General features: G+C 61.0%; 27 protein-coding genes. 15 read left to right on the top strand and 12 right to left on the bottom strand.

Annotated elements, in window-relative coordinates:
* Positions 1-98: 98 nt before the first annotated feature.
* The 9 genes from IPM54_29090 to ribD all read left to right on the top strand — a co-directional run bounded on the left by IPM54_29090 (position 99) and on the right by ribD (position 7,241).
* Complete coding sequence (locus IPM54_29090) at positions 99-809, top strand: DUF177 domain-containing protein (GenBank protein MBK9263847.1); 711 nt, start codon at positions 99-101, stop codon at positions 807-809.
* Between the two features lie 10 nt (positions 810-819).
* The gene (rpmF, locus tag IPM54_29085) at positions 820-1,011 is read left to right on the top strand and encodes a 50S ribosomal protein L32 (protein MBK9263846.1); all 192 of its coding nucleotides are present in this window, start codon (positions 820-822) and stop codon (positions 1,009-1,011) included.
* Positions 1,012-1,163: 152 nt separating this feature from the next.
* Positions 1,164-2,162, top strand: coding sequence for a ketoacyl-ACP synthase III (locus IPM54_29080; GenBank protein ID MBK9263845.1), 999 nt, complete (start codon positions 1,164-1,166; stop codon positions 2,160-2,162).
* Positions 2,163-2,190: 28 nt separating this feature from the next.
* Complete coding sequence (gene fabD / locus IPM54_29075; protein ID MBK9263844.1) at positions 2,191-3,141, top strand: ACP S-malonyltransferase; 951 nt, start codon at positions 2,191-2,193, stop codon at positions 3,139-3,141.
* Positions 3,142-3,143: 2 nt separating this feature from the next.
* Positions 3,144-3,890: a 3-oxoacyl-[acyl-carrier-protein] reductase gene (fabG, locus tag IPM54_29070; protein ID MBK9263843.1), complete on the top strand. Its 747-nt coding sequence runs from the start codon at positions 3,144-3,146 to the stop codon at positions 3,888-3,890.
* A gap of 130 nt (positions 3,891-4,020) precedes the next feature.
* On the top strand, positions 4,021-4,269 hold the full coding sequence (gene acpP / locus IPM54_29065; GenBank protein MBK9263842.1) for an acyl carrier protein: 249 nt from the start codon (positions 4,021-4,023) through the stop codon (positions 4,267-4,269).
* A gap of 112 nt (positions 4,270-4,381) precedes the next feature.
* Complete coding sequence (fabF, locus tag IPM54_29060; GenBank protein MBK9263841.1) at positions 4,382-5,626, top strand: beta-ketoacyl-ACP synthase II; 1,245 nt, start codon at positions 4,382-4,384, stop codon at positions 5,624-5,626.
* Positions 5,627-5,630: 4 nt separating this feature from the next.
* Entirely contained in the window at positions 5,631-6,092 is a 462-nt protein-coding gene (nrdR, locus tag IPM54_29055; protein ID MBK9263840.1) for a transcriptional repressor NrdR, read from the top strand.
* Between the two features lie 18 nt (positions 6,093-6,110).
* Positions 6,111-7,241, top strand: coding sequence for a bifunctional diaminohydroxyphosphoribosylaminopyrimidine deaminase/5-amino-6-(5-phosphoribosylamino)uracil reductase RibD (ribD, locus tag IPM54_29050; GenBank protein MBK9263839.1), 1,131 nt, complete (start codon positions 6,111-6,113; stop codon positions 7,239-7,241).
* A 139-nt stretch (positions 7,242-7,380) separates the two neighbouring features.
* Here ribD and def read toward each other — a convergent pair whose 3' ends face one another.
* From def to IPM54_29035, 3 genes are all read right to left on the bottom strand, one after another.
* A complete protein-coding gene (def, locus tag IPM54_29045) occupies positions 7,381-7,884 on the bottom strand; it encodes a peptide deformylase (GenBank protein MBK9263838.1) in 504 nt (167 codons plus the stop codon).
* A gap of 106 nt (positions 7,885-7,990) precedes the next feature.
* Positions 7,991-9,958 carry a Flp pilus assembly complex ATPase component TadA gene (gene tadA / locus IPM54_29040; protein MBK9263837.1) on the bottom strand — a complete coding sequence of 656 codons (1,968 nt, stop codon included), beginning with the start codon at positions 9,956-9,958 and terminating at the stop codon, positions 7,991-7,993.
* A 173-nt stretch (positions 9,959-10,131) separates the two neighbouring features.
* A complete protein-coding gene (locus IPM54_29035; protein MBK9263836.1) occupies positions 10,132-10,401 on the bottom strand; it encodes a hypothetical protein in 270 nt (89 codons plus the stop codon).
* Between the two features lie 304 nt (positions 10,402-10,705).
* Between IPM54_29035 and IPM54_29030 the strand changes: the two genes are divergently transcribed.
* Positions 10,706-10,921, top strand: a complete 216-nt coding sequence (locus IPM54_29030) for a cold-shock protein (protein MBK9263835.1) — start codon at positions 10,706-10,708, stop codon at positions 10,919-10,921.
* Between the two features lie 32 nt (positions 10,922-10,953).
* Here IPM54_29030 and IPM54_29025 read toward each other — a convergent pair whose 3' ends face one another.
* The 4 genes from IPM54_29025 to IPM54_29010 form a co-directional block, all read right to left on the bottom strand.
* Positions 10,954-11,853 (bottom strand): metallophosphoesterase, encoded by a 900-nt coding sequence (locus IPM54_29025; GenBank protein ID MBK9263834.1) that lies wholly within the window; start codon positions 11,851-11,853, stop codon positions 10,954-10,956.
* Positions 11,854-11,952: 99 nt separating this feature from the next.
* Complete coding sequence (locus tag IPM54_29020; GenBank protein ID MBK9263833.1) at positions 11,953-12,906, bottom strand: SUMF1/EgtB/PvdO family nonheme iron enzyme; 954 nt, start codon at positions 12,904-12,906, stop codon at positions 11,953-11,955.
* A gap of 48 nt (positions 12,907-12,954) precedes the next feature.
* Positions 12,955-14,649 (bottom strand): amidohydrolase family protein, encoded by a 1,695-nt coding sequence (locus tag IPM54_29015; protein MBK9263832.1) that lies wholly within the window; start codon positions 14,647-14,649, stop codon positions 12,955-12,957.
* A 55-nt stretch (positions 14,650-14,704) separates the two neighbouring features.
* A complete protein-coding gene (locus IPM54_29010) occupies positions 14,705-14,878 on the bottom strand; it encodes a hypothetical protein (protein MBK9263831.1) in 174 nt (57 codons plus the stop codon).
* Between IPM54_29010 and IPM54_29005 the strand changes: the two genes are divergently transcribed.
* The 3 genes from IPM54_29005 to IPM54_28995 all read left to right on the top strand — a co-directional run bounded on the left by IPM54_29005 (position 14,877) and on the right by IPM54_28995 (position 17,243).
* On the top strand, positions 14,877-15,137 hold the full coding sequence (locus IPM54_29005; protein MBK9263830.1) for a hypothetical protein: 261 nt from the start codon (positions 14,877-14,879) through the stop codon (positions 15,135-15,137). The genes IPM54_29010 and IPM54_29005 overlap by 2 nt on opposite strands.
* Before the next feature lie 101 nt (positions 15,138-15,238).
* On the top strand, positions 15,239-15,874 hold the full coding sequence (locus tag IPM54_29000) for a methylthioribulose 1-phosphate dehydratase (protein MBK9263829.1): 636 nt from the start codon (positions 15,239-15,241) through the stop codon (positions 15,872-15,874).
* A gap of 133 nt (positions 15,875-16,007) precedes the next feature.
* Complete coding sequence (locus tag IPM54_28995; protein MBK9263828.1) at positions 16,008-17,243, top strand: porin; 1,236 nt, start codon at positions 16,008-16,010, stop codon at positions 17,241-17,243.
* On the opposite strand, the gene IPM54_28990 is transcribed toward IPM54_28995, so the two are convergent.
* Positions 17,237-18,175, bottom strand: a complete 939-nt coding sequence (locus tag IPM54_28990; protein MBK9263827.1) for an alpha/beta hydrolase — start codon at positions 18,173-18,175, stop codon at positions 17,237-17,239. The two genes, IPM54_28995 and IPM54_28990, sit on opposite strands and share 7 nt — an antisense overlap.
* Before the next feature lie 181 nt (positions 18,176-18,356).
* On the opposite strand from IPM54_28990, the gene IPM54_28985 reads away from it, so the two are divergent.
* A complete protein-coding gene (locus tag IPM54_28985) occupies positions 18,357-18,866 on the top strand; it encodes a hypothetical protein (GenBank protein ID MBK9263826.1) in 510 nt (169 codons plus the stop codon).
* A 4-nt stretch (positions 18,867-18,870) separates the two neighbouring features.
* On the opposite strand, the gene IPM54_28980 is transcribed toward IPM54_28985, so the two are convergent.
* The 3 genes from IPM54_28980 to IPM54_28970 all read right to left on the bottom strand — a co-directional run bounded on the left by IPM54_28980 (position 18,871) and on the right by IPM54_28970 (position 21,656).
* Positions 18,871-20,268, bottom strand: coding sequence for a cytochrome P450 (locus tag IPM54_28980; GenBank protein MBK9263825.1), 1,398 nt, complete (start codon positions 20,266-20,268; stop codon positions 18,871-18,873).
* A 71-nt stretch (positions 20,269-20,339) separates the two neighbouring features.
* Positions 20,340-21,098: an SDR family oxidoreductase gene (locus IPM54_28975; GenBank protein ID MBK9263824.1), complete on the bottom strand. Its 759-nt coding sequence runs from the start codon at positions 21,096-21,098 to the stop codon at positions 20,340-20,342.
* 66 nt (positions 21,099-21,164) lie between these two features.
* Positions 21,165-21,656, bottom strand: coding sequence for a 6-carboxytetrahydropterin synthase (locus IPM54_28970; protein ID MBK9263823.1), 492 nt, complete (start codon positions 21,654-21,656; stop codon positions 21,165-21,167).
* Positions 21,657-21,712: 56 nt separating this feature from the next.
* On the opposite strand from IPM54_28970, the gene IPM54_28965 reads away from it, so the two are divergent.
* Entirely contained in the window at positions 21,713-23,587 is a 1,875-nt protein-coding gene (locus tag IPM54_28965; protein ID MBK9263822.1) for a hypothetical protein, read from the top strand.
* A 36-nt stretch (positions 23,588-23,623) separates the two neighbouring features.
* Here IPM54_28965 and IPM54_28960 read toward each other — a convergent pair whose 3' ends face one another.
* Positions 23,624-24,670 carry a hypothetical protein gene (locus IPM54_28960; protein MBK9263821.1) on the bottom strand — a complete coding sequence of 349 codons (1,047 nt, stop codon included), beginning with the start codon at positions 24,668-24,670 and terminating at the stop codon, positions 23,624-23,626.
* Positions 24,671-24,705 lie beyond the last annotated feature (35 nt).

Genomic DNA, 24,705 nt, shown 5'->3' with positions numbered 1-24,705 from the left:
TCGCACGACTGTGCTTGCGGGGGTCGCGCGTGTGCGCTAGTTGCTCGCCCGCGGCTTGCCCACCCAGGTGTTCGTCCGCGTCCAAGAGGTCCGAATTCATGTCGCTCTTCGCCATTCCCGCAGTTGATATCGACGCCGCTGGGCGTTCGATCGACGCGGACTTGCCTGTCGAGTGGATCGACAGGGAGTTGGCGGAGACCGACGCGAAGGCTACGGGGCCGGGTCATTTGTCGATGCGGCTGTCTCGATCGGGCAACGAAATCGTTGTGCGGGGTAAGACGCGCGTGTCGCTCGAAGCTCCATGTGGCCGGTGTTTGGCGCCGGCGAAGCTGGACATCGAGGGCGATTTGTCACTTCTCCTTCAGCCTGCGCGTACGCCGCCGCCTGAACCGGCGGCGGGCAAGGGGCGTGCAGCGGGCGCGACTGCTGGTGCGAAAGCATCCAGTTCTGGGAAGGACAAGCGAACGCCGAAGGAAAAGGATTTGCCCGAGTACGAGTTTGCGTCGGAAGAAGCTGACGTCGACACGTACGATGGGGAGACGGTGGTGCTCGACGACTTCGTACGCGAAGCGATTTTGCTCGAGATGCCCATCTTTCCCTTGTGCTCGGAGGACTGTCCGGGTATCCGTCCCGCGTCCTCTGAAGTGGTTGGCGAAGGCGAGGAGCCTCGCGTCGACCCGAGGCTCGCGCCGCTCGGTGCTTTGCGCGCCGTGCTTGCCCAGTCGAAAGCTGGGCCTAGCGAGTCGACCGATGATTCCGGGGCTCGGCCTCGGAGCGCCGATGTACCCAAGCGAAAAAAGACGAAGTAAGGAGTAGTCCGTGGCCGTCCCGAAGAGGAAAACCACCCCAAGCAAGCGCGACATGCGGCGCGCAAATCACGACAAGGTTACGCCGGTGCAGCTCATTGCTTGCGCGAACTGCGGCGAAGCCACGCTACCCCATCGTGCGTGCGGCGCATGTGGTCACTACAAGGGCCGCAAAGCCAAGCAAACGAAGGGCGACTCGGCTTGATGTCGTAGGTCGCTAGCGGATTGTTGCGTAGCAGCGTTGCCTCGAGCAATGCTGCTGCGTCGAGTTTGTCTTGGCCTGTCTTCACACAATCGTTACGCAACCGTCGCGCTCGACGGAGCGGCAGTCGTGTACCGTCGAGGTCGAGTCACGTCATGAGCGCGCAACGTTTGCCCAAGAGCAGGATTCTCGGCACCGGCCATTATGTGCCCGAGAAGGTCCTCAGCAACTTCGACCTCGAAAAGATCGTCGAAACGTCGGACACATGGATCACCGAGCGGACGGGAATCAAGCGCCGTCACGTTGCCGCGGATGATGAAGTAACGAGCGACATGGCTGCGAAGGCCGGTCGTAGCGCCATCGCCGCTGCGGGGCTCACGCCGGACGACATCGACATGATCATCGTCGGCACGATCAGCGGCGACAGCCCGATGCCCGCGTGTGCCGTGCACGTCCAGCAGAAGATTGGTGCTCCAAACATCCCCGCGTTCGACCTGTCCGCGGCGTGTGCTGGGTTCATCTTCGGCCTCAGGATCGCCGATCAATTCATCACCACGGGCGCTGCGCGTCGCGTGCTGATCATCGGCGTCGAGCTTCTATCGAGGCTGCTCAACTGGGAAGATCGCACGACGTGTGTGCTTTTCGGCGACGGCGCAGGAGCGGTCGTGCTCGGTACGTCCGATGGTGATGGTCGTGGCGTGCTTGCTTCGCGTATTTTCACCGATGGATCGCTTGCTTCGGCGCTGCAAATACCGGGCGGAGGTTCGGCCGAACCTCTGAACGAAGAGCGCATCGCAAACAAGCGCAACAAGGTGCACATGCAGGGGCAAGAGGTTTTTCGTACGGCCGTGAAGAATCTCGTGAGCGCATCGAGCGGTGTCTTGGAAGAGGCAGGTCTGCGTGGGGCCGACGTCGACTGGGTCGTCGCGCATCAGGCAAACCTGCGCATCTTGCATCAGGTCTCCGATCGCGTGGATGTGCCGATGGAGCGGTTCATCATCAACATCCAGGAATATGGCAACACGTCGAGTGCATCCATTCCGATTGCGCTCGACGAGGCAGTACGAGACGGTCGCATCAAGCCCGGACAAACCGTGCTCATGTGCGCGCTCGGCGCCGGTATTTCGTGGGGCGCAGCGCTCGTACGAATGTAAACGAACTCGACGTTGAAGGTCCGTGTCGATGCAGCGAAGTACGAAGGTGGCGTGGTTGTTTCCTGGCCAGGGTTCGCAAGTGGTCGGGATGGGCAGGGATTTGGCGGAGACATCGGATGCAGCGCGGCGCGTGTTCGAACGTGCCGATGCTGCGCTGGGTGAGCCGCTGACGAAGCTTTGCTTCGATGGTCCGATGGAGGAGCTGACGCTCACGGCGAATACGCAGCCCGCGATCGTCACGGTCAGCATGGCGATCGTCGCGGCACTTCGCGAACGAATGCCCGATCTCGCGCTGCCCATGTTTGCCGCGGGGCACTCGCTTGGCGAATACAGCGCGCTTGCTGCGGCAGGTGCTCTCGAGCTCGAAGATGCCGTGCGGATTTGCCGGCTGCGCGGTGCTGCGATGCAAGCGTCGGTGCCTCCAGGTGAAGGCGCGATGGCTGCCGTGATGGGTCTCGATGGTCCGGTCGTCGCGCAGATCTGTGCTGAAGAGGCGCACGACGAAATTGTTTCACTCGCGAACTACAATGCGCCTGGGCAGGTGGTGATCGCGGGTCATGCCGCAGCCGTGGCGCGCGTGTCCGCAGTCGTGGGCAAGCGTCAAGGGAAGGCGATTCCGCTGAAGGTGAGTGCGCCGTTTCATTGTGCGCTCATGCGCCCTGCGCGTGAACGCCTCGCACCCGAGGTCGAACGTATCCCTGTTCGACCACTCGCGTTTCCTGTGATTGCGAACGTGGACGCCGAGCCGAATGCCGATCCGGCGCGCGTGAAAGAGCTGCTCTTGCGGCAGATCGATGGCGCGGTCTTGTGGACGGCGACCATCGAAAGGATGGCTGCCGAGGGCGTCACGCACGCGCTCGAGTTGGGGCCGGGGAAGGTGCTCGCGGGGCTCGGCAAGCGAATTGCGAAGTCGATCAAGGTGCTCAGCGTGTCCGATGCCGTGGGGCTCGGTGCTGTAAGTTCTTTCTTGGAGGGATGACGATGTTCGAGCTGACAGGGAAGGTCGCGCTCGTGACGGGCGGGTCGAGGGGCATTGGTCGAGCGACGGCTGTCGCGTTGGCGAAGCAAGGCGCGCATGTGGTGGTGAACTACGTGCGTGGCGAAGAAGAAGCGCGCAAGGTCGTGCGTGAAATCGAAGAACAAGGCGGCAAGGCCGAAGCGCTTGGGTTCGACGTATCGGACATGCAGGCAGCGGAGGAGGCGATCGTTGCGCTTGCAAAGCGTCTTGGGCGACTCGACATCCTCGTTGCCAACGCGGGCATTGCGATTGACGGGCTCGTGGTGCGCGTGAAGGAAGACGAGATCGACCGGACGTTGTCGGTGAACGTGAAGGGAGCGATCGCGTGTGCTCGCGGCGCGTTGAAGACGATGATGCGAGCGCGCACGGGGCGCATCGTGTTCTTGTCGAGCATCGTGGGCGAGATGGGCAATGCGGGGCAGGCCGTTTACTCGGCGTCGAAGGCGGCGCTCATTGGTCTGACGAAGACGCTTGCGCGCGAATACGCATCGCGGAACGTGACGGTGAATGTCGTCACGCCGGGCTTCATCGAGACGGACATGACGTCGTCGATGAATGAAGAAGCGCGCAAAGGCATGCTTTCGACCATTCCTCTTGGGCGCACGGGCAAACCCGAAGATATTGCGGCGGCGATTGCATTTCTCTGTTCTGATGAGGCGTCGTACATCACGGGTGAGACGCTTCGGGTCAACGGCGGCATGTACATGTAGCGAGACTCTCGACGACTTCATCACTGCGAAAAGAACGACGCGCACGAAAAGCAAGACATCGAGTAACTAGCTCGTGCAAAGTCAGTTCTGATGAAGTAGGAGGGACCCGCTTTTTCTGGGAGGACACACCATGGCGGAAGGTCGCGACATCACCGCGGAAGTAAAGCGGATCATCAAGGAACAGCTCGACGTCGAAGAGAAGGACATCAAGCCGGAAGCGACGTTCATCGACGACCTCGGCGCAGATTCGCTCGGCTTGGTCGAGCTCGTGCTCGCCTTCGAAGAGGCGTTCGAGATCGACATTCCGGACGAAGACACGGAGAAGATCCGCACCGTGCAGGACGCGGTGAATTACATCGAGTCGCACGCGAAGAAGTGACCCGTCCGGCCTCGTCATCGGCGGCATGAGCCGCGATTCGGCTTTTCGTAAGGGCGGCTCCATGCTCCGCGGTAGTCGTCGACCAACGTGATCCCATCCACTCATCGGCATTATGGAACGAGTCGTCATCACTGGAATCGGTCTCGTTACTCCAAACGGCATCGGTACGACCGAAACTTGGCGTTCGGTGCTCGGTGGTGAGTCGGGCATTGCTCCGATCACGCTGTTCGACGCGTCTCAATATGCCGCGCGTTTTGCGGGCGAGGTCAAAGGGTTCGTCGCCGAGCAGTACGTGCCCAAGAAGAAACTCCGCGAGATGGGCCGCTTTTCGCATCTTGCCATCGCGGCGTCCAAGCACTGCATCGACGACGCGGGCATCACGTTCACCGATGAGGATCGCGAAGCGTGCGGTACGTTCATCGGCGTAGGCCTCGGCGGACTCGACAACCTTTTTCATGCATCGGTCACGCTGCATGAAAAAGGGCCGTCGCGCATAAGCCCCTACTTCATTCCGTCCGTCATCGCGAACCTTGCTGCGGGGCAAGTTGCGATGGCGTTCGACCTACGCGGACCGAGCTACTGCAACACGAGCGCTTGTGCATCGAGCGCTCATGCGCTGGGCGAAGCGTTCGAGTGGATTCGTCGCGGGCGCACGCACATCATGCTCGCGGGCGGCGCCGAATCGACGATCACGGGGCTCTGCATGGCGGGGTTCAGCGCCATGTTTGCCCTTTCGAAACGCAACGACGATCCGAGTCGTGCGAGTCGTCCGTGGGATCGGGACCGAGACGGGTTTGTCGTGGGCGAAGGTGCTGCGAGCTTGATGCTCGAGTCACTCACGCATGCGAAGCAGCGCGGGGCGAAGATCTACGCGGAGATCACGGGTTATGGCGCGACGTGCGACGCGTATCACTTGACCAAACCTGCTCCCGAGGGCGAAGGGGCGCAACGTGCGATGCGGATGGCTCTTGCCGATGCAAAGCTTGCACCTCAAAGCATCGATTACATCAACGCGCATGCGACCTCGACGCAACAGGGCGACATCGAGGAAGCTCGAGCGATCATGAAAGTGTTCGGCGAGCATGCGAAGAGCCCCGAGCTTTGGGTCAGCTCGACGAAGTCCGTGACCGGCCACATGTTGGGAGCAGCAGGAGCCGTCGAGGGAGCGTTCTGTGCATTGGCCGTGCAGCAAGGCCGCGTTCCTCCGACGGCAAACCTCGAGCATCTCGATCCGGAGGTTCCGTTCGACTGCGTGCCGATGGTTGCGCGTGAGCGCTCGATTCGTCACGCCTTGTCGAATTCGTTCGGGTTTGGTGGTACGAACGCGACACTCGTGTTTTCACGGTTCGAAGGATGAACACATGAAGTGCCCTTTTTGCGGGCACATGGAAGACAAGGTGATCGAGTCCCGGTCGGTTGGTGCCGGGGACGTGGTGCGCCGTCGTCGCGAGTGCGCGGATTGCGCCCGGCGATTCACGACCTACGAGCGTATCGAGGAGGTATTGCCGACGGTCGTCAAAAAGGACGGGCGTCGTGAACCTTTTGATCGCACCAAGCTCTTGCGAGGGCTCACGATTGCCACCAACAAGCGACCGGTTTCCGTCGAGCGGCTGCACGCCGTCGTGGACGCAATCGAAAGCGAAGCGCAAGATTCCGAGCGGCGCGAGGTTACAGCGGCGGAGCTGGGCGATCGCGTCATGCGGCATCTTCGCGAGCTCGACGAGGTTGCCTATGTCCGATTTGCAAGCGTCTACCGATCATTCCGGGACGTAGACGAGTTCATGCGTGAGCTTGGCAAGCTTGTGAAGGCAAAGGGCCCCTAGTAGATCCGGGCAGACGATATGACTGTTGCCGATCCTGACTTCGACGTCGCCATGATGCGCCTTGCTCTCGAGGAGGCGCGAAAGGCGCTGCCTTCTCCGAACCCGCCGGTTGGAGCGGTCGTCGTTGCGGAAAACGGCGAGGTCATCGTCGCTGCTCACCATGCGCGAGCGGGTGAAGATCATGCCGAGGTGGCGTCGTTGCGCCGTGCGGGTGATGCAGCTCGTGGAGGCACGCTCTACGTGACGCTCGAGCCGTGCAACCATCACGGACGAACGCCTCCGTGCGTCGAGACGATTCAGCGTTCGGGCGTCCGGCGCGTGGTGGTCGGGTGCGTCGATCCAAACCCGAACGTCGAAGGTGGCGGTATCGCCACGATGCAAAAAGCGGGGCTCGTCGTTGACGTGGGCGTGGCGGAAGCCGAGGCGCGTGCACTGATCGCTCCGTGGACGAAGTTCATCACGTTGGGTTTGCCCTACGTGTCGCTGAAGCTCGCCTTGTCCCTCGATGGGCGCATTGCAACGCGAAGCGGTGCGTCGAAGTGGGTGACGGGCCCGGAAGCTCGCGCGAAGGTTCAGGAGCTGCGAGCGCAGCATGATGCGGTTGCAGTGGGCATTGGAACGGCGCTCGCCGATGATCCGAGGCTGACCGTACGAGCTCAAAACTTTGCCGACCAGGGACGTTGTCCGACGCGCATCGTCTTCGATACGCGCTTGCGCCTGCCGCCTCACAGCCGCTTGGTGCAGACGGCGAATCAGGTTCCAACGTGGGTGCTTGCTGGCGAAAGTGCCGGTCAAGCGCAGGAACAGGCGCTCGCGGATGCTGGGTGCGTGGTGCTACGTGTGCCGAACTCGGCGGAAGGACGCGTCGACGTGGGTGCTGCGTTGCGCGTGCTTGCCGAACAGGGCCTGGTGTCGATCCTCGTCGAGGGAGGAGCCGAGCTTGCGGGTAGCCTGCTCGCGTCGCGCCTTGCGGACGAACTGCACGCGTTCATTGCGCCCATCTTGCTTGGGCCTCGAGGTCGTCCGGGTGCAGTCGATTGGGCTGGCCCCGACACACCGAGCGAGGCACCGCGTATCGTCGACCCAGCGTGGGTCCTGTGCGGCCGCGACGCATACGTCAGCGGCCCGCTATCGTTCCCGCCTAGGTAGGAAGGGTTATTTTCGGGGGTAGGAAGGGCTAGCTTCGGGGGCGTGGGGCGCGCGCCGCGAGGTTCCCCATGGGGCCAGGCTCGCCTCCTGGTGCGTCCCACGCGCGCGAAGCGAGCGTCCAAGTCCTGGCCCGGTTTCGCTAAGCTTCGGCGCGCTTTTGCATCTTGCGCTGAATGATGCGCTTCTTCAGCACGCCAACGCGATCGATCATCAGCACGCCGTCCAGGTGATCCAGCTCGTGCTGAATCGCCACGGACAGCAGGCCATCTGCTTTGAGCTCAAACGGTTTGCCGTCGCGGTCTTGCGCCCGGACAGACACGTTTTCAGCTCGCTTGATGTCCTCGGTCACTCCGGGGAACGACAAACACCCTTCGGAACCCGTCTGAGATCCCTCGGTTACGACAATCTCCGGGTTGATGAACACCATCAGATTGCTGGGCTCGTCCTCGGCCGCGATGTCGACGATGAAAACGCGATGCGCTTCGCCGATTTGCGTCGCCGCCAGGCCTACGCCCGGGGCCGCGTACATCGTCTCGGCCATGTCGTCGATGAGCTTCTGGATCTCGGGCGTGACATGGGTCACGGGCTGCGCCTTCTGGCGCAGACGGGGGTCCGGATAATGCAGGATGGTACGGATCGCCATGTTCGTTGTCGTCGCGTGGGAGGGTAGGGGGTGACTCGCCCTATCGAAACCTAACTTAGCGTAACATTCGTGTTTTGCCGAGCTTCATCGAGCGAATGTCGCAAGCTCATTTTCCAGCATTTCGGCGGAAGATCTGGGCATCGAGGGCGACGCCGCGCGAGGCGAGATCTTCCACGAGAGCGGGCACGATACCCGTTGGATGATGGTTGCCTTCGACCGCACCCGTGGCTGCCGCGCGATCCATGTTGAACCCAAATACGTCGCGCGCAACGAGCGATCCGGCCTCCATACGCAGCTCGGCAATACGCAGCACGCGCGCACGACCATCGCGCAGCCGTGCGACTTCGAGCGCAAGGTCGAACATGCTGCCCACGCATTCACGAGCTGCTTCGGTGCTGATTCCCGGTCGCGCAAGCACGATGTCGGCCGGTAGGCGCACGAGCGCTTGGCGCAACGTTGGTGCACGTAGCGCCGCAACCACGCTGCCCGCTCCCTCGCCGGATGCCGTCACGACACCGGCTGCAAGGCCCGCCAACGAGCCAAAAACCAGCCGATCCGGGCGCATGCGCGCAGCCGACCGAGCCACCACGATGGCCTCGTTTGCATCGGCCGGAAGTGGCATCGACAACGTGTTCGGGTGCTGAAACATGATCTCGTCATCGTCTTGCAGCACGATCGCTCGTTCATCGACGCCAGCCGCATTCACGATCGCCGACATGAGCGCTGCATGTCCCGACCCAGCGGGGCCTGCCACGAGCAAGTTCGCGCGCCCAATGACGGCATGCGACAGCAGCGTCGACATCGCCCGTGACATCATTCCACTTCGCACGAGATCATCGAGCGTGGCGCTTTCGCCTCGTTGCGCCTTGCGGAGCACGACCACGCTGCCCTTCGCGCTGTGCGCCGGCGACGCCACGATGATGTGCAAGCCGCTCGCAATGCGGCGCTCGAGACTCGGCTGCGCCAACACGGTCGACGCCCCGCCCTTCGTCAACCGAGCGATCGCACGCGCAATCGTCTTTTCGGTCGCTCGCAGGATGACCGTCGGCGTTCGCCGACTCTTGCGAAATGCAAGCACACGCTCTGCGTTTTCGATGTGGATTTCCGTGACATCTTCGTCGACGAGCAGCGGTCCGAGCGGCCCGAGCGGCCCGAGCTCGACCACTTCGTTACGTGCATCGGCAACGACTTGTTCGATGGTCATCGCGTCCGGAAGTTGCCCCGATGCTTTCAGCTGCGTCGCGAGCTCTTGAATCACGCTCGCAATGCGCGCCGATACGCCCGCATCGAGGGGTTCGTCCGCGGAGAGTTGGTCGAAGTCGAACGATTCGGAAGCTCGCTCGATGAGCGATGCGATCATCGTGCGATAGCTGCGTAAAGCGGGGCTCGAGTCTCGCGCATCGGGCGGATTCGACGAAATCCTCACGCCACGAGGTGGAGGCGGCGTCGGCGTGAGGTTTGTCTGCGGAGGAACGCTGGAGTTCCCGCGAGCGGCCGCTGCAACGTGAACCGGAGGCGTCGGTGTCGTGACGGGAACCGGCGAAATCGTCGCAGGTCCAGACAAGATCGAACCGGGTTTTACCGTGGTGCTCGGAAGGCGCGGAGGACCGGGGACGACCGCGCCCGCCGCAGCAACATCGTCGGCATCTCGTTCGCTGGGCTCGTCGTCCTCACCCTTGCGATCGGGAAGGGATTTGGGTTCGTCCGGGGACGATGGCGGCCCACCCGCGCCTTCCACATCGGGCGACGTGGGCTTCGCCAGCTCGGGATTCGTCTTGTTGGTGCTCGCTTCGATGCGCAGCACGAAGTCGCCGACGTAGATCTTGTCGCCTTCGCGGACGATCGTCGCTTGCGTGATCTTGCGACCGTTGACGTACGTACCGTTCGTACTTTTCAGGTCGGTGACGATGAAGCGGCCATCGCGGTACAAGAGCCGCGCGTGCCGCTTCGACACGTTACCCTTCGGCAACATCAGGTCGTTGCCCTGAACGCGGCCGACGTTGACCTCCGTGCGTTCGAAGGATTCGCGACGTTCGGCGCCGCCCTTCTCACTGATGATGACCGAAAAAATCATTCCGCTCGGACCGCGCCTGTCGCCATGGCCAGCAATCGTGACTCAAGGGCAATACGAGCAAGGCCCGACCCTCGTGTCAACGTCGAGGTCGAGAGTCTTGCGCCCTGAACGGACGAGAGGCATGCGAGGAAGTAAGCGGGGATAAGGAAGCGAAGAAAGCAGAGCAGAGAAGGTCAGCGTGACGTCGTTTGTGGGGGAGCCTTGGGCATTTCGCTGGCGTTGCGGCGGTCTTTCATGTCGCCGGCGACGAGGCTGAGTAGCTCACTGGCGACGGACATCAGATCCTCTTCGGCGAGCCCCCCGGCACGCATCTCGCGATAGATCGTTTTCGCGAGGATCCTCAAGGCTCGCGGATCACGCGATGCGTGCGCGTAAGGTCGAATCGATGACGCAGCGTCCGAACCTTCGTTGCGAGCCTCGGGATCAGGAAAATGAATCGCCATGATGGTCCCTCTTGCGATACGCGTGCCGAGCCGGGCCATCCCCAAATCCGGCCGATTTGAACGTCATTTTCGTGTCAGACGCGTAGCTAGATACACAGATGTGTTCTCAGGGCCGCGTGTTGATCTTCGCAGTCCGAGCAATGCATGAGGCGGCAAGAAGCATTACGCGACTGCGTTCTGGCAGTGCGCTTGACGGTCACGTGAGCGCACGTCTACCTTGGCGCCGCTCGCAGGGACGTCGCGTGGATGAAATGCAACGGAAGCGCCGCGTAGCCATGCCGGTGAGCGTCAATGTGGAGGAGTCATGGCCGTAGGCAAAGTAAAGTGGTTCAACGACGAGAAGGGCTGGGGATTCATCAAGCAAATTCAAGGCCCCGACGTCTTCGTCCACTATTCGCAGATTAGCGGCGACGGACGTCGGCGCCTGGTCGAAGACGAGGAAGTCCAGTTCGAAATCAAGGAAGGCCCGAAGGGCTTGCAGGCCGTCAACGTCGTTCGCGTCGACGCGAGCACAGTTTGAATCCGGGCCTCGCACGAACCACCTGGTGAGCGTCACTCCCTCGGAATCGAGACGCTTTCAAAAACCCCTCGGTCAGGATCGAATCTACGCGACGAGATGTCGCAAATCGCACCGGTCGAGTCGATCTCGTACAGATTGAACCCCGCCATTCGCTCGGCGTTTGCATGCAACAGCGATGCGCTCGTCGCGCCAATGGCGTCGATGTGGCCCGCGCTGGTACGGAGCGTGCGATGCACGCGCCTGTGCAAGTGCCCGTGCAACAGCAGCCCGCGCTCGACGTTTTGCAAAAGCTCCGCTTCCAAGTCGGCGTCGTACAAACCTTCGAGCAACCGGCGCATCTTCTCGGGCGGGTTGTGCCAAGGATGATGCTGTAGCAGGACGGGCGTGCGCGACCGGACTTCGGGGTGCGCCAGAATTCGTGCAAGCGCGTCGAGCTGCCGGCGACCAAATTCGCCCGCCGCGACGAGCGGCAAGCGGGGAACGGCCGTGGACAAACCGATGAGCGCCACCGGTCCGCGAAGCCTCACGTAGGGAAAGGGCGCGTCCGCAAGTGCCAGGTCGCTCGTCATGCACGCGTCGAACGAGCGGACGAAACGCTTGGTGCGAAACGAGCCCTGCGTGTACGTGTCGTGATTGCCCGGCACCATGCTCACTTGGTCGGGCGACATGCCGAGCTCGCGATCGAGCACCGTGCGCGCAAGCTCGAATTCCCGCTCGAGCGCCAGGTTCGATACGTCTCCCGTGACGACCACGTGATCGACGCCCAGCTTGCGGATTTCACGCAGCGATGCTTCGACCGCAAAAGGTTTGTGCACCGACTTTCGGTGAAATCGCAGGTTCATGTAGCCCGTGATGCGCTTGTTGAACAAACGCATGGGCACGGCGCCTTCGAGCGCGAGCAGGTGCAGATCCGACAGGTGAGCAATCTTCACGGTGGTGCACTATGCGCCGCGCGAGGCCCGTTGCCAAACGAGCTGCTCGCGCCGACCGATGTGCGCAGACGCGTTCATGCGCGCTTCGGTGACAGGCAGTCACGGATCACGCGCGCAACGAAATCCACGCCAAGGCCAGCGTCTGGTAGGTCGATCGTATTGTCGCGCCGTCGTGCGGAGCTGGTGACGGCCATGGATGTAGCTGCCGCCGCGCACGACGCGAAGCTCTCCCTGGTCGGGACCGCGTGGATTGACGAGGCTTCCTTGCGGGTATTCCGGCTTGAAGTAGTCGTGAATCCATTCGTCGACATTGCCGGCGAGGTCGTAAATTCCGTCGGGTGTTCGGCCGTCGCGAAACGAGCCGACAGGCGCAAGCTCCGTGAATCCGTCGCTGTCGTCGTGGGTCTCCGAAGCATTCACGACGAACCACGGCAGCGCCTCGTGCACGAGCTCGCCAAACACCTTGCCGTGATTCGCGAGCGAGCCGTTGTAGACGTTACCCCAGGGAAAGCGACGACCGCGTGTCCCCTTCGCTGCGCGCTCCCACTCGGCTTCCGTCGGGAGTCGCCCGCCGGCCCACGCGCAGTAGTTTGTCGCGTCGAACCAGCTCACCATGACGACGGGAAAGTCCGGTTGATCGAAGCGCGCGGCACCCGATGCGTAGGGTGGTTCGAGGCACTGGCCAGCGGCGACGCAGCGTCGATATTGGGCAACCGTCACTTCGGTGCGGTCGATCCAAACGTCCGACAAGTACACTTCGTGCGGCGGATACTCCTCGGAAAACCGCCCGTCGCCACATGGCTTGCCCATCGGTTCGGCCGCGCAGAGCGCTCGAGCAAAAGCCATGTCGTCACTGGATGCACCCATCGTGAACAAGCCTGCGCGAAGCAGGATCGCATCGGGACCAGGCGTACGCAGGGTGATCATGCCGCCAGCGGTTTGGCCTTCCGATGTTGGTTTTGCAGGTGCTACGGGCGGCGTTGGCGCTCGGGCGAACGCACCAGCCGAACACATGCCAAGGACCGCGAAGACCAGGGCCGCCTTCAGCCGCATGCACGGAGACGTAGCACGAATGCGCGTTTCGAGCCGGGACAGTTCCAATCAGCGAGAAAACCGCAACGCTTTTCCCGCACGCGCTTGCGTCGCACGTTCGCCCTCGCGCTCGACCACGCCGTTCACGATGACGAACCGCATCCCCGTCGCAAGTCGATGCGGCGCGCTGAACTCCGAGCGAGCGCGCACTTTTTCAGGATCGAAGACGAGCACATCGGCCGCGCAACCAGCATCGAGACACCCGCGATCCCCGGACAAACCCAGCGTTTGCGCCGGTAAAGACGTCATTTTTCGTACGGCTTCTTCGAGCGACACCAATTGGCGTTTGCCCACGTATTCGTCGAGGATTCGAGCAAACGCGCCAAATCCACGCGGATGCCGCCCGCCTCCACCACCGTCGGTGCCAACCATGACGAACGGATCGACGTAGAGTCGCTCCACCACCGCTTCATCCATCACGAAGTACGCCGCTTCGGCACCATTCGGCCCAAGGTCGACCAAAACCCGTTCGAAGGGTACGCCATGCTGCTTCGCCACGGCAGCGAGCGTTTTCCCTGCATGCGGTCCCGTGCCGAATACCGTGGCATCTGGTCCATTGCGTTTGTCCACGCGCGCGCGGACGAACGCTTCGAGCTCCGTGCGGCGAGTGCGCTTGGCTTGCGCATAAGACGCGGGGGGCCGTGCAAAATCGGGAAAGAGAATGGAAAGTGACGTGTAGCTCGCGGTGTACGGATAAAGATCCGCCGTGATGGATAACCCCCGAGCCCGCGCATCCACCATGCGAGTCAAAAGCTTTTCGGCTCGATCCGCTCCATGCCCGAGCACAATCTTCAGGTGCGCCACATGCGCCCGCGCTTTGGCCCGACTGCATTGCTCCAAAAGCTCGTCCAGCGATGCATCGATGCGATCGTCGTCTTCGCTGCGCAAATGACTCATGACCACGCCGCCTCGAGCGCCGACCGGCTCGGCAACCGCGACGAGCTCGTTCATTTCCGCCGATCGACCCGGATCGTATTCCAAACCCATCGACAAACCGAATGCGCCTTCATTCATGGCTTGCCCCACGAGCGTTCGCATTTTTTCAATTTGCTTGGCATTCGGCGCCTTGCGTGCCCCCGCTCCAGATTGAAATCGCACGGTCGCGTGTCCGACGAGCGTTGCAATGTTCACGCGCGGACGCGCTGCATCGATCTTTGCGAGCCAAGAACCAATGTGGTCCGACGGGCTTTGGCCATCCTGACCCAATACGAGCGTCGTAATGCCTTGCGCGAGCGCATATTCGACGTCTCCAAGCGGACCGCCGTGCGCGTGCATGTCGATGAACCCTGGAGACACGACCGCGCCCGACGCATCGATTTCACGTTTTGCTTGGACGCGCGTATCGACACTGCCAACGTGCACGATGCGCCCGTCGCGAATGATCACGTCCGCGCGTTTTCGTCCCGATCCCGATCCGTCGAGAACGAATCCACCACGAATGGCGATATCGAATATTTCGTCCGAATGAAAAGGTGGAGGGAGTGAAATGACGGGTTGCGGAATCGATGGCTCATAGGAATCATTGGAGCGAGCCGATGGGGAGCTTACTGCGATCGCTCGTTTTGGCGATTCCGTTTTGGCTGCTTCGATGGGAGCTCGTTTTGGCGCCGAGTGAGTCGAGGGCGTCGAGCACGTCGCTGTGGTGAGCACGAGCAGGAAAGGCGAAGCTAGACGTGCAGGTAGCGACGACGGGTAAAGTAACACGGGCCGGCCGTAGCATGCCGCAGAGCGGCGATCGAGTAAAGAAGGCCCTTGTTCGTCACGAGCTGGTTTTCTTTTGGCTCGGCGTGCGATAGACTGGAAGTCTTGCTGCCTTGGAGGCCATTTCGATGCTCGTGAGCGCGCTCGTTCGCCGATGCTTTGCCGCCTTCTGTGGATTCGCTGCGCTCGGCTGTTCGGCTTGTTCGTCATCCGTGTCGAACGACGCAACCATGGCTGAGCTTGGTCGGCTTCGCGCTGCGGTGCGGCAGAGCGAAGAGCGAATGGCGGTGATGCAGGCGCATCAGCAAAAGCTCATGCAGCAATTGGCGGTTCTTTCGGCGTTCGTCGGGGCCATGGCGCAAGACGCATCCGTTCGAAGGGATGAAATGGCGCGCAAAAAAGAGAGCTTCGCGGGAAATGCTGCCACGACGGTATCGATCCCAGCCCAGCCAACGGCGCCGGTACCGCCGCCTCCCGATCTGGAGTTTTGATTTTGCGCTCGGAAAAACCGATAATTCCGATGAACGAAATGACGACGGGATGTGAGACTAGAGGTTGCACGGCGCCCCTGACGCGCTAGGGTCGCGAGGACGTGGTCCAGCGACATTTGTCCGAACCGGTCGAGGTGGCATTGCTCGCATTGGCGCGCCATTGCCATGCTCGAGGATGGGCCCTGGCGACGAGTGGCAATTTTTCGGCACGTATTGCCGAAGATCGCTTTGCGATTACGCAGAGCGGATTCGACAAAGGGTCGATTGGAGCCGAGCATTTGCTCGCGGTAGACATCGACGGAAACGCGCTCGAACCGGGAATACCGTCAGCAGAAACTTTATTGCATGCGCAGATCTATCGTCGCCGGCCAAGCGTTCATTGCGTGGTGCATACGCATTCCGTTGCAGCGACCATCGTTTCGCGCGCATTTGCGCACGAGGGGCATCTCGTATTGCAGGGGTTCGAAATTGCCAAAGCTCTCGCCGGTATCGATACGCACGACTCGACGGTGAGTCTACCCATTTTCCCCAACGATCAAAACATGGCCCGTTTGGCGGAGCTCATTGACGCAAATATCGGCGGCGACGATCACGTGTATGGATATTTGCTTGCGGGGCATGGCCTGTACACGTGGGGTAGGGACGTCGCTGAGGCGCGGCGGCATTTGGATGCAATCGAGTTTTTATTGAATTGCGGATTGCACGCACAGTTTCCTCCGATGGTGGCGAGGGTGTAGGTCAGGACCTTCTGGTCTGTCACACAATCGTTACATTCCAGTAACACATGCGCACCCGAGTCGTCATGAAGCTGTCACACGAGTTGCTTAATCCTGCGCAACGACGAAAGGCCGGGACTCCGGACGAACCTTCATGCGCTCGATACGCCATTTTGCTCGCGCCGCCGTGCTTGCTTGTTCGGTAACTACCGCCGCAGCATCCGTAGCATCCGCTCAAGTTTCGCCGCCTGCTGCGGTTTTGAAGGCACCGGCCAAGCCGGCCCCACCGCCTGCGGTGAAAGCCGCCAAGCCGAAAGAAAAGCAATGGTACGAAAAAGTCAAACTCCGCGGGTACACGCAAGTCAGGTACAACCAAATCGGAGTGACGAACGAACGTCTCGTCAACTGGCAAGGTGACAGGTCCATCGGCAAAGATGGCGGCATTCTCATTCGCCGAGCGCGTCTCGTTTTGCAAGGCGACGTGCACGACCGCGTCTTCGTTTACCTTCAGCCAGACTTTGCCACGGTCGTCAACGATCAATACCACGTGCCTACGCTGCGCGATTGGTACGCCGACATCTCCATCGACAAACGCAAAGAATTCCGTTTTCGCGTGGGTCAATCCAAGGTGCCGTACGGCTTCGAGAACATGCAATCGAGCCAGAATCGCGCGCCGTTCGATCGATCCGACGCGCTCAACAGCGCTCTCAAGGACGAGCGAGACCTCGGTGTGTTCTTCTATTGGGCGCCCGAGCGTATTCGGCAACGCTTCAAAATGCTCGTGGATTCGGGGCTCAAAGGATCCGGCGACTATGGCGTCGTGGCGCTCGGAGCCTTCAATGGTCAATCGGCCAATCAAAAAGAAAGAAATTCCACGCCGCATTTGGTCGCGCGCGTCACGTGGCCTTTCCAAATTGGAAAACAAATCGTCGAAATTGGTGGCGGCGGGTATGCTGGCAAGTTCGTCGTAAAAACAGCCAAAGATGTCACGGCACCCGACGAAGTACGCGACTTTCGAGCGCATGCGGCATTCACGCTCTATCCCCAGCCGATTGGATTTCAAGTCGAATACAACATCGGTCGCGGCCCCGAGCTCGTGGGCAATCGCGTCGAAGAACGCCCGCTCCATGGTGGCTACGCAATGGCCATTGCGAAAGTTGGGGATTTTTTTCCGTACGTGCGTGGCGTGCTTTACGAAGGCGGACGCAAGTTCGAAACGAATGCACCTCGCTACAGCACGCGAGAGCTGGAAATCGGCACCGAATGGCGCCCGATCGACGCTGTCGAATTGACCGCTGCGTACGCGATCGCCGAACGAACGTTTCCCGAGCCGCCATATCAACAGGAAAGCGGTCGGCTCTTGCGGCTGCAAGTGCAAGTGAATTATTGACGCGCCGGGATCTTCTGCGCGAGCCAATCGTGCATTTCGGCGACGACCTGCGCGCGGTTCGTCTCGTTGAACACTTCGTGCCGAGCGCCTGGCCAAGCGCGATAGGTCACGTCGGACAAACCCGCCTGCGCATACGCCGAAAGCAGCCCCTTCAGGTTCTTCGTCTTGTCGTGCACGGGATCCTCCGCGCCTGCGAGCACGTACACGGGCAGCGTCTTCGGGATGCGCGCAAGCACATCCGGCGCCAAGAGCCCCGGCAGCGCTTCGAGCAGTTGCACCCACAGCGACGCGCTCGCAGCAAACCCGCACCGATCGTCCGCGATGTACTTGTCGACTTCGGCATCGTCGCGCGAGAGCCAGTCGAACGCCGTGCGATTCGGGCGAAACGCTCGGTTGAATCCGTCGAACGACAACGCTTGCAAAAGCCTGCTCTTGCCTCGGTCACCAAGGCGTGCACGTTCCGCACGCGCCACGAAAACGCCGCTGCGCGCGAGCGCGTTCGGAGGACCGTTTGTCGCGGACAACACGACCGCCGCGAGGTTTGGCCCTTCGTCGGACATGATGCGCTGGGTCAAGAAGGAACCCATCGAGTGGCCGATGATGGCCTGCGGAGCGCCCGCGTACGTGGTTCTCGTATGCGCGAGCAGTCCACGGATATCGGCCAACGCGCGGCCCCAGCCGTCGCGAGAGCCGAAGAAGCCGAGCTCGTCGTCCGTCGCCGTTTTGCCATGCCCACGTTGATCATGGGCGACCACGACGAACCCACTTGCCGTGAGAACCTCGGCCACGCGAGCATAACGCGCACCGTGTTCGGACATGCCGTGCACCACGTGCACGACTGCGCGCGGCGCGCCGTCGCTGTCGGGGCTAAAGACGTGCACGACGATGCGTTTTCCATCGTCGGCGGTCCATTCGAAAGAAGACGTTTGCATGCGAGGGGCGGCCTTTTTGCATGGCCTTCGCCCGATGGGAAGAGCCAAGTTGACGTCCCCGCCATCGAGACGGAAAAAGAACACTTGCGCAGTGGCCGGTAGCCCGCTAAAGGGTCGACCGACTTGCGTCGAGGTCGAACTGCGACCTTCTGGCAGTCGAGTGGAGCATTCAGGCCAAACGATGCGATCCCAAAGCGAAGGTAGTACGACCGAGGGGCAGCGTAAGCCCCGCCGCGGTCGAGATAAGTCGTCGAAGCGGTGGGGCCAGATCAACAAAGTCGAAATCGATGCGCTGTTCGCAGACGTTGCACAAGACGAAGCGCGCGCGGTCGATCCACGTTTCGAAGTGATTTCGCGCGTGTGTGCGGCGCTGCTCGAAGGCGCGTGGCTCGCGACGGACACGTTCTGCGCGGGCCGAATATCTCAAGGCAACGAACCGGTTCGATTCGCGTGCACGCGAACGGGTGACGGTCGCATCGTCGAAGCGTTTCAGGCGTACGACGAAGGCAACATCGACGACAAAGGCCCGTACGCGATCACGTTGCGTGAACGGGATTGGTCCGTGTTTGCCGCAGCGCGCGCGTTCGTCGACAACGTCGGTCCCGAAGTGGCCATGACTGCGTTGCGCGATCGTCGCGCGCCCAAGAATGTGCCGCGCGGGCGTAAAGCCGAGGTTGCAGCTGCGGTTTGAGGCTTTAGGCCTCCGCTCGATGCACCTTCGCCCAAACGCCGCCTTTGGGCCGCAGTGTCAAAAACGATTCGGGCATGATCGTGCGAGGCTCCACGTCGAAGCGTAGCCCGCGCATGAGCGTCGCGAGCACGACCGCGCCTTCCATGAGCGCAAAAAAGTTTCCAATGCATACCCTCGGCCCAATGCTGAAGGGAATCCACGCGGATCTTGGACGCTTGGCTTCGACCTCCGGCAGGAAACGATCCGGATCGAATCGATTGGGATCGGGGTAAATGTCCGGCCGGTAATGCACGCCCACGATGTTGATGAAAAAAAGGTGATGGGGTGGAATGACGCGTCCCCCAATTTCGACTTCTTCGCGACTCCGACGAACGATCGTAATGACCGGTGGATACATCCGCAGCGCTTCTTTGAATACGCGTGACGTATAGCTGAGTTTTTCCGGGTCGTACTTGGTGGGTCCTTCGGGTCCAAACGAATCAGCTTCGGCTTGTACGCGTGCTCGAGCTTCCGGGTATTTCGACAACAAATAAAATGCCCACGAAAGCGCCGATGCGGTCGTTTCGTGCCCGGCAACGAACAACGTATTGGCCTCGTCACGCACCTGCTTGTCACTCATGCCCTCGCCCCCGAGCTCTCCGTCTCGGGCGAGCAATAACCGAGTCAAAAGATCTTTTCTTTGGGTGGGACTGGCGCGGCGCTCGTCGATCATCTTATTCGTATACGTATCGATGACATCCATTGCCCGGACGACCTCGGGCGAACGACGTTTGGGAAGAAAAACTGGTTCGAGCAGCGCATCCTGCGCACGCCGACGAAACGGTTCGAGCCTTTCGGGTACTTTGCCTTTGAACGATTCGAACTGTTCGAATGCGGCGATTTGCAAGCCCAAGAGGGGCGAGCCGATGAACTGATTGGCCCAGCCGAGCATGACGGTGAGCGCTTCGCCAATGCGATCGGCTTCGTCGACGCTTTGTGTGCCAAACAATGTTCGTCCGACGACCCCCATGGTGATGCGCATCATTTCATGCGACAAATCGATTCTCGCGCCGTCTTTCATGCGCTGCCGTGCGGCAAGTGCCTCCTCGTTCATCGCTTTGACGTAGCCCGCCAATTCGGCATGATGAAACAATGGCGAAAGCAGACGCCTTTGCCGCTGCCACAAATCCCCCACGCTCGTGAACAAGCCCTGACCCGCCAAGTCGTTCAACAATATACGCGCACCAGGCGATTTTTCGAACTTACGACCTTTTTCGACGAGGATTTCATGGATCAGTGCAGGCGAGCTCACCACGCATCCCGAGCGTATTCCGACGCGGATTTGCATCATGTCGCCCATGCCGGCGACTCGTTTCAGAAACGGGATACGATTGTCGCCTTCCAGCAGGTGAGCATGCCCCAACCAATTTCCACCGGGGACTATCGGGACGTCGGGCAACATCATAATCCTACACCCGCTTTCGAGGCACGTTCTTATTCTGGTGGTGGTTCGCTACCTGCGCGTCGGGTATGCCCCAAATGCTCGCCGCCGTCGACCGCGATCATCTGCCCCGTGACGGAGCGAGCACCGAGTAAATAACGTACGGCATCAGCGACGTCCTCGGGCGTTGCGCCATGACGTAGGGGAACTCGATCGCATTGCGCCGCAAATTGCTCGGGCGTTTGCCGACTGCTCGGCAGTGTCGGCCCGGGGCCGACCGCATTGACACGAATACGAGGAGCGAGGGCGATTGCAAGCGATTGCGTGAGGGCCCATAATCCCATTTTGCTCACGGTGTACGACGTGAACGTCGGCCCCATGTTCCATACGCGCTGATCGAGCAAATTCACGATGCTGCCCTCCGCCCCCTCGGGCAGCCGCCGAGCGAACGATTGCATCAAAACGAACGGCGCGCGCAGATTCGTCTCGATGTGCAAATCCCAGCTTTCGCGCGTGACCGTTTCCACGGTATCGCGTTCGAATACCGCGGCGTTGTTGACGAGCGCTTCGAGCGGCCCGACGAGCTCTTCGGCTCGTTCGACCAGCGTCTCGGTCTCCGATTCGCGCATCAAATCAGCCCCGACGACGGCCGCTCGCCCGCCGAAAGCCGCAATGGCTTCCGCCGTCGATTCCGCATCTTTGCGTGACGAGTGATAATGTATTGCGACATTCCACCCATCCTGGCCGAGCGCCATGGCAATGGCACGTCCAATGCGCTTGCCGCCACCTGTCACGAGGACCGACTTGCTCATCGTGCATCTCCGACAGGTTGGCAGCCTGTGGAATCACCTGCTGCGCGACGATACTTCCACGGGCTGCTACCGTTCGTCATACGTTGCTATCGCCGTTTCGGTTTCGTAGAACCGAACAGCCGTAACAGGAATTCCCTGAGATCGCAAACGGTCGAAAATGAGCTTGGCAAGGTTTTCCGCGCTCGGATTCACGTCGAGCGCCACGTACGTTTCGTTCGCTTGGTCGAGATAGGGAATGACTGGATCGTCGCGTCGCAATAACAATCGGTGGTCGAGCTCGGCCAGGATCCACGCCTTGCCGGCTTTTTCGATGTCGAAAAAGTCGACCACGAATCCCTTCGCATCGAGCTCGGGCGTCGAAACTTCAATCTCCACGCGGGCATTGTGGCCATGGATTCGTGCGCATGGTCCTACGTAGTCCATGAGCCTGTGGCCGTAACAAAATCGAACTTCTTCCGTCACTCGAAACATGCGTTCGCCGAACCTCGTGGGACGTCGCGATGGCGCGAGCCTCGCGAGCGCAATACCGCGCGCAGGCTCGTGCGTCAACCTCATCATCGCCTGGCGGTCGTTCGGCCCTTGACGCCACGCCGCCGCGCAGGCTCAATAGCACCATGAGACACTACGCTACTTTTGGGCTACTTTGTTCGCTTTTCCTTCCTGGCATCGGGGGTTGCGGACCCGACACGGACCTCGTCTTCGGGTCATCGTCGACGGGCGCAGGGGGCGGAGGCGGTTCAGGGGGTGGATCTGGCGCTTGCGATTCTTCGCGTATCGATCTCGTGATCGCCGTCGACAATTCGCGCGGCATGGTGCACAAGCAATCGTTTCTCGCCGAAGCCATTCCAAGCTTGCTCCAAGGTCTCACCAATCCGCTTTGCATCGACCCGAACGGGGTAGCGCCATCATCGCAACCAGCCGATCCCGACAGCGCATGTCCCGCGGGTTTGGTGCGAGCTTTCCCGCCTCAGACCGATATTCACATCGGCGTCGTCAGCTCGAGCCTCGGAGGGCACGGATCGGATTCGTGTCCCGACATGGATATGCAATCGTGTCCCGGTGCAATCAATACGTCGAACAACGACCGCGGGCATCTTCTGTCGCGAAAAAACGTGTGCACGACGGAAACCATTCCCACGTATGCCAACAAATCATTTCTTGCCTGGGATCCGCAGCAAACGCTCTCGCCGCCTGGCGAAGCGACGCTCGACGACGGCGCGGGCAAGGGCCTCGTTCCCACATTGAAAGAAATGATCAAGGGCGTGGGGGACATCGGATGCGGGTATGAATCACAGCTCGAAAGCGTGTATCGATTCCTGGCCGACCCGGAACCTCATGAAAATATCGCGATTGTCGACTTCAAAGCGATTCCTCAAGGCGTCGACGCCGCGCTGCTCAGCCAGCGCAAAGACTTCTTGCGCCCCGATTCGCACCTCATCGTGCTCATGACGAGCGACGAAAACGATTGCTCCACGAAGGAATATGGGCAGTTTTTCCTGGTCAATCAACTGCGCGCCCCGAACGGCACTGCGTTCCGCATGCCGCGCGCTCGGCAAGAATGCGCGACGAACCCCGCCGATCCGTGCTGCAAATCGTGCGGCCAAGCGCCCGGTGCTTGTCCCGCGGACCCCTCGTGCGGCGATCCTGCCGGTCCCGCGCTGTACGACGAAGCCGAAGACAAGATCAATTTGCGGTGCTGGGACCAAAAACGGCGATTCGGTATCGATTTCCTTTATCCGGTCGATCGATACACGCAAGCGTTCACGAAGTCGACGGTCACGAATCGCGCAGGGGAGCTCGTGCCGAATCCCATTTTCACGGACCTCGACCCGTCCGACGACAAAAATACGGTGCGAGAGCCGTCGCAGGTGCTCGTTGCAGGCATTCTCGGCGTTCCCTGGCAAAACATTGCCCGCGACCCGAAAGACGCCAAGAAAGGTTACAAGGACTGGAAGGAAATGATGTTGCCCGCCGGAGGTTATGCCACGGTGTGGGAGGTCATCACGGGCAATCCGGCGGCATTCGTTGCGCCGAAGGATCCGCTGATGAACGAATCGGTCAAACCACGTTGGGGGACCAGTCCCATTACGGGCGTCACGCTCGCGTCGCCGATGATGCCGCTCGGCAATTCCATCAACGGCAATGAATACACCGTCACCGATGACCTCCAATACGCGTGCATTTTCGACCTGCCCGAGCAGTTTCATCGCAATTGCAAGGAAGGAAACTGCGAATGCGTCGACCCCAACAACGACAACCCGCTTTGCGCAGAAAATCCCGACGGCTCGGGACGAACCCTTCAGGTGCGAGCTCGCGCCTTGCCAGGCTTGCGCCAGTTGAGCGTCCTGCAGGGCCTTGGTTCGCAAGCCGCCGTGGGGTCGGCCTGCGCGGCGCAAACGTCGGATCGGTCGGCACCGGACTTCGGCTACGAGCCCACGATGCGTAGCATTCTCGATTGGTTTGCCACGCGCGCATGTGTGGAGAAGTGACCCGCGGGGCGCGCCGTAATGCGCCCCTTTTCACCGTCACGGCAGCGGATGCGCCTCGAAAAAGTCCGCTATCATCTCGCTCGCACTGAAATCTCGAGATACCAACCCGACCGTGTCGGCATCGAGGTATTGGTCGCCACCCGGCCACGTGTGACCTCCATTCGTGACGGTGACGAAATGGACGTCGGCTTGGCAGCCGGCAAATACCTGATTTTCAGCCGTCGTGCCATCCGAAGCAGAATCGGGAAGCATGGTGATCGCGGGCATGTCCACCGAGCACCCGTTCCGAATCGCCCAACCGGGTTTTTCCGTCGTGCCAATGATCGATTCGGTGACCGAAGAATAAGCTCCTTCGGGCTGGCCGGGACAAGTTCCCATCCCGCCGTCCAGCGGCCAGCACGGATCCGATTTGCCATGGATTTGCAGCACGGGAACAGGACGCGACGGCGTGCACGTCCCCGTTACGGCAATCATGTTGGCTCCGCCCACGGGGGCAATGGCGGCCACGCGATCGGATAGTTCGCAAGCAATGCGGTGGCTCATTTCCCCGCCATTCGAAAAGCCCGTGAAGAAAATGCGTTTCGTATCGAGCGGAACGATTTTGGCGACGTGATCGAGGAGCGTCCGGAAATAGGCGATGTCGTCGACATTTTCTTCGCACGCGTGTACACATACGGATCCACTCGACTTTTCTGTGCCGCCCCACGTGCGCAGATTCAGCTTGCTTTCGGTGCCGTCGGGCATGACGAGGACGAAGCCGCGTTCGGTTGCGACGTTCGCTAGACACGATGGCTTCGATTCGTCGCCCTCTTCGCACGTCATTGGCCCGAATCCTTCTTTACGACCCCCGCCGCCGTGGAGCGCGAAGATGACCGGAAGCGGCGTCGTGCCATTGAAGTTTTGGGGCAGATGCAAAATGAAATCGCGGTCGTCGAAGCCGGGTACGGTGCATACGGATTGCCCCGGACCCGTGGGAGGATTTTCGATGCAATCATCGGCCGGTAGACTACGCCGGCAACTCGACACGGACAATGCGCAAATGGCGAAAATGGGGACGTACCAGCGAAGCTCGATTGCGTGCATGACCTACCTCGTGCGGTTGGGTTGAAAGGACGGAA

The organism is Polyangiaceae bacterium (assembly GCA_016715885.1).
Classification (GTDB): domain Bacteria; phylum Myxococcota_A; class Polyangia; order Polyangiales; family Polyangiaceae; genus Polyangium.
This window is presented reverse-complemented; position numbering and strand designations above follow the sequence as displayed.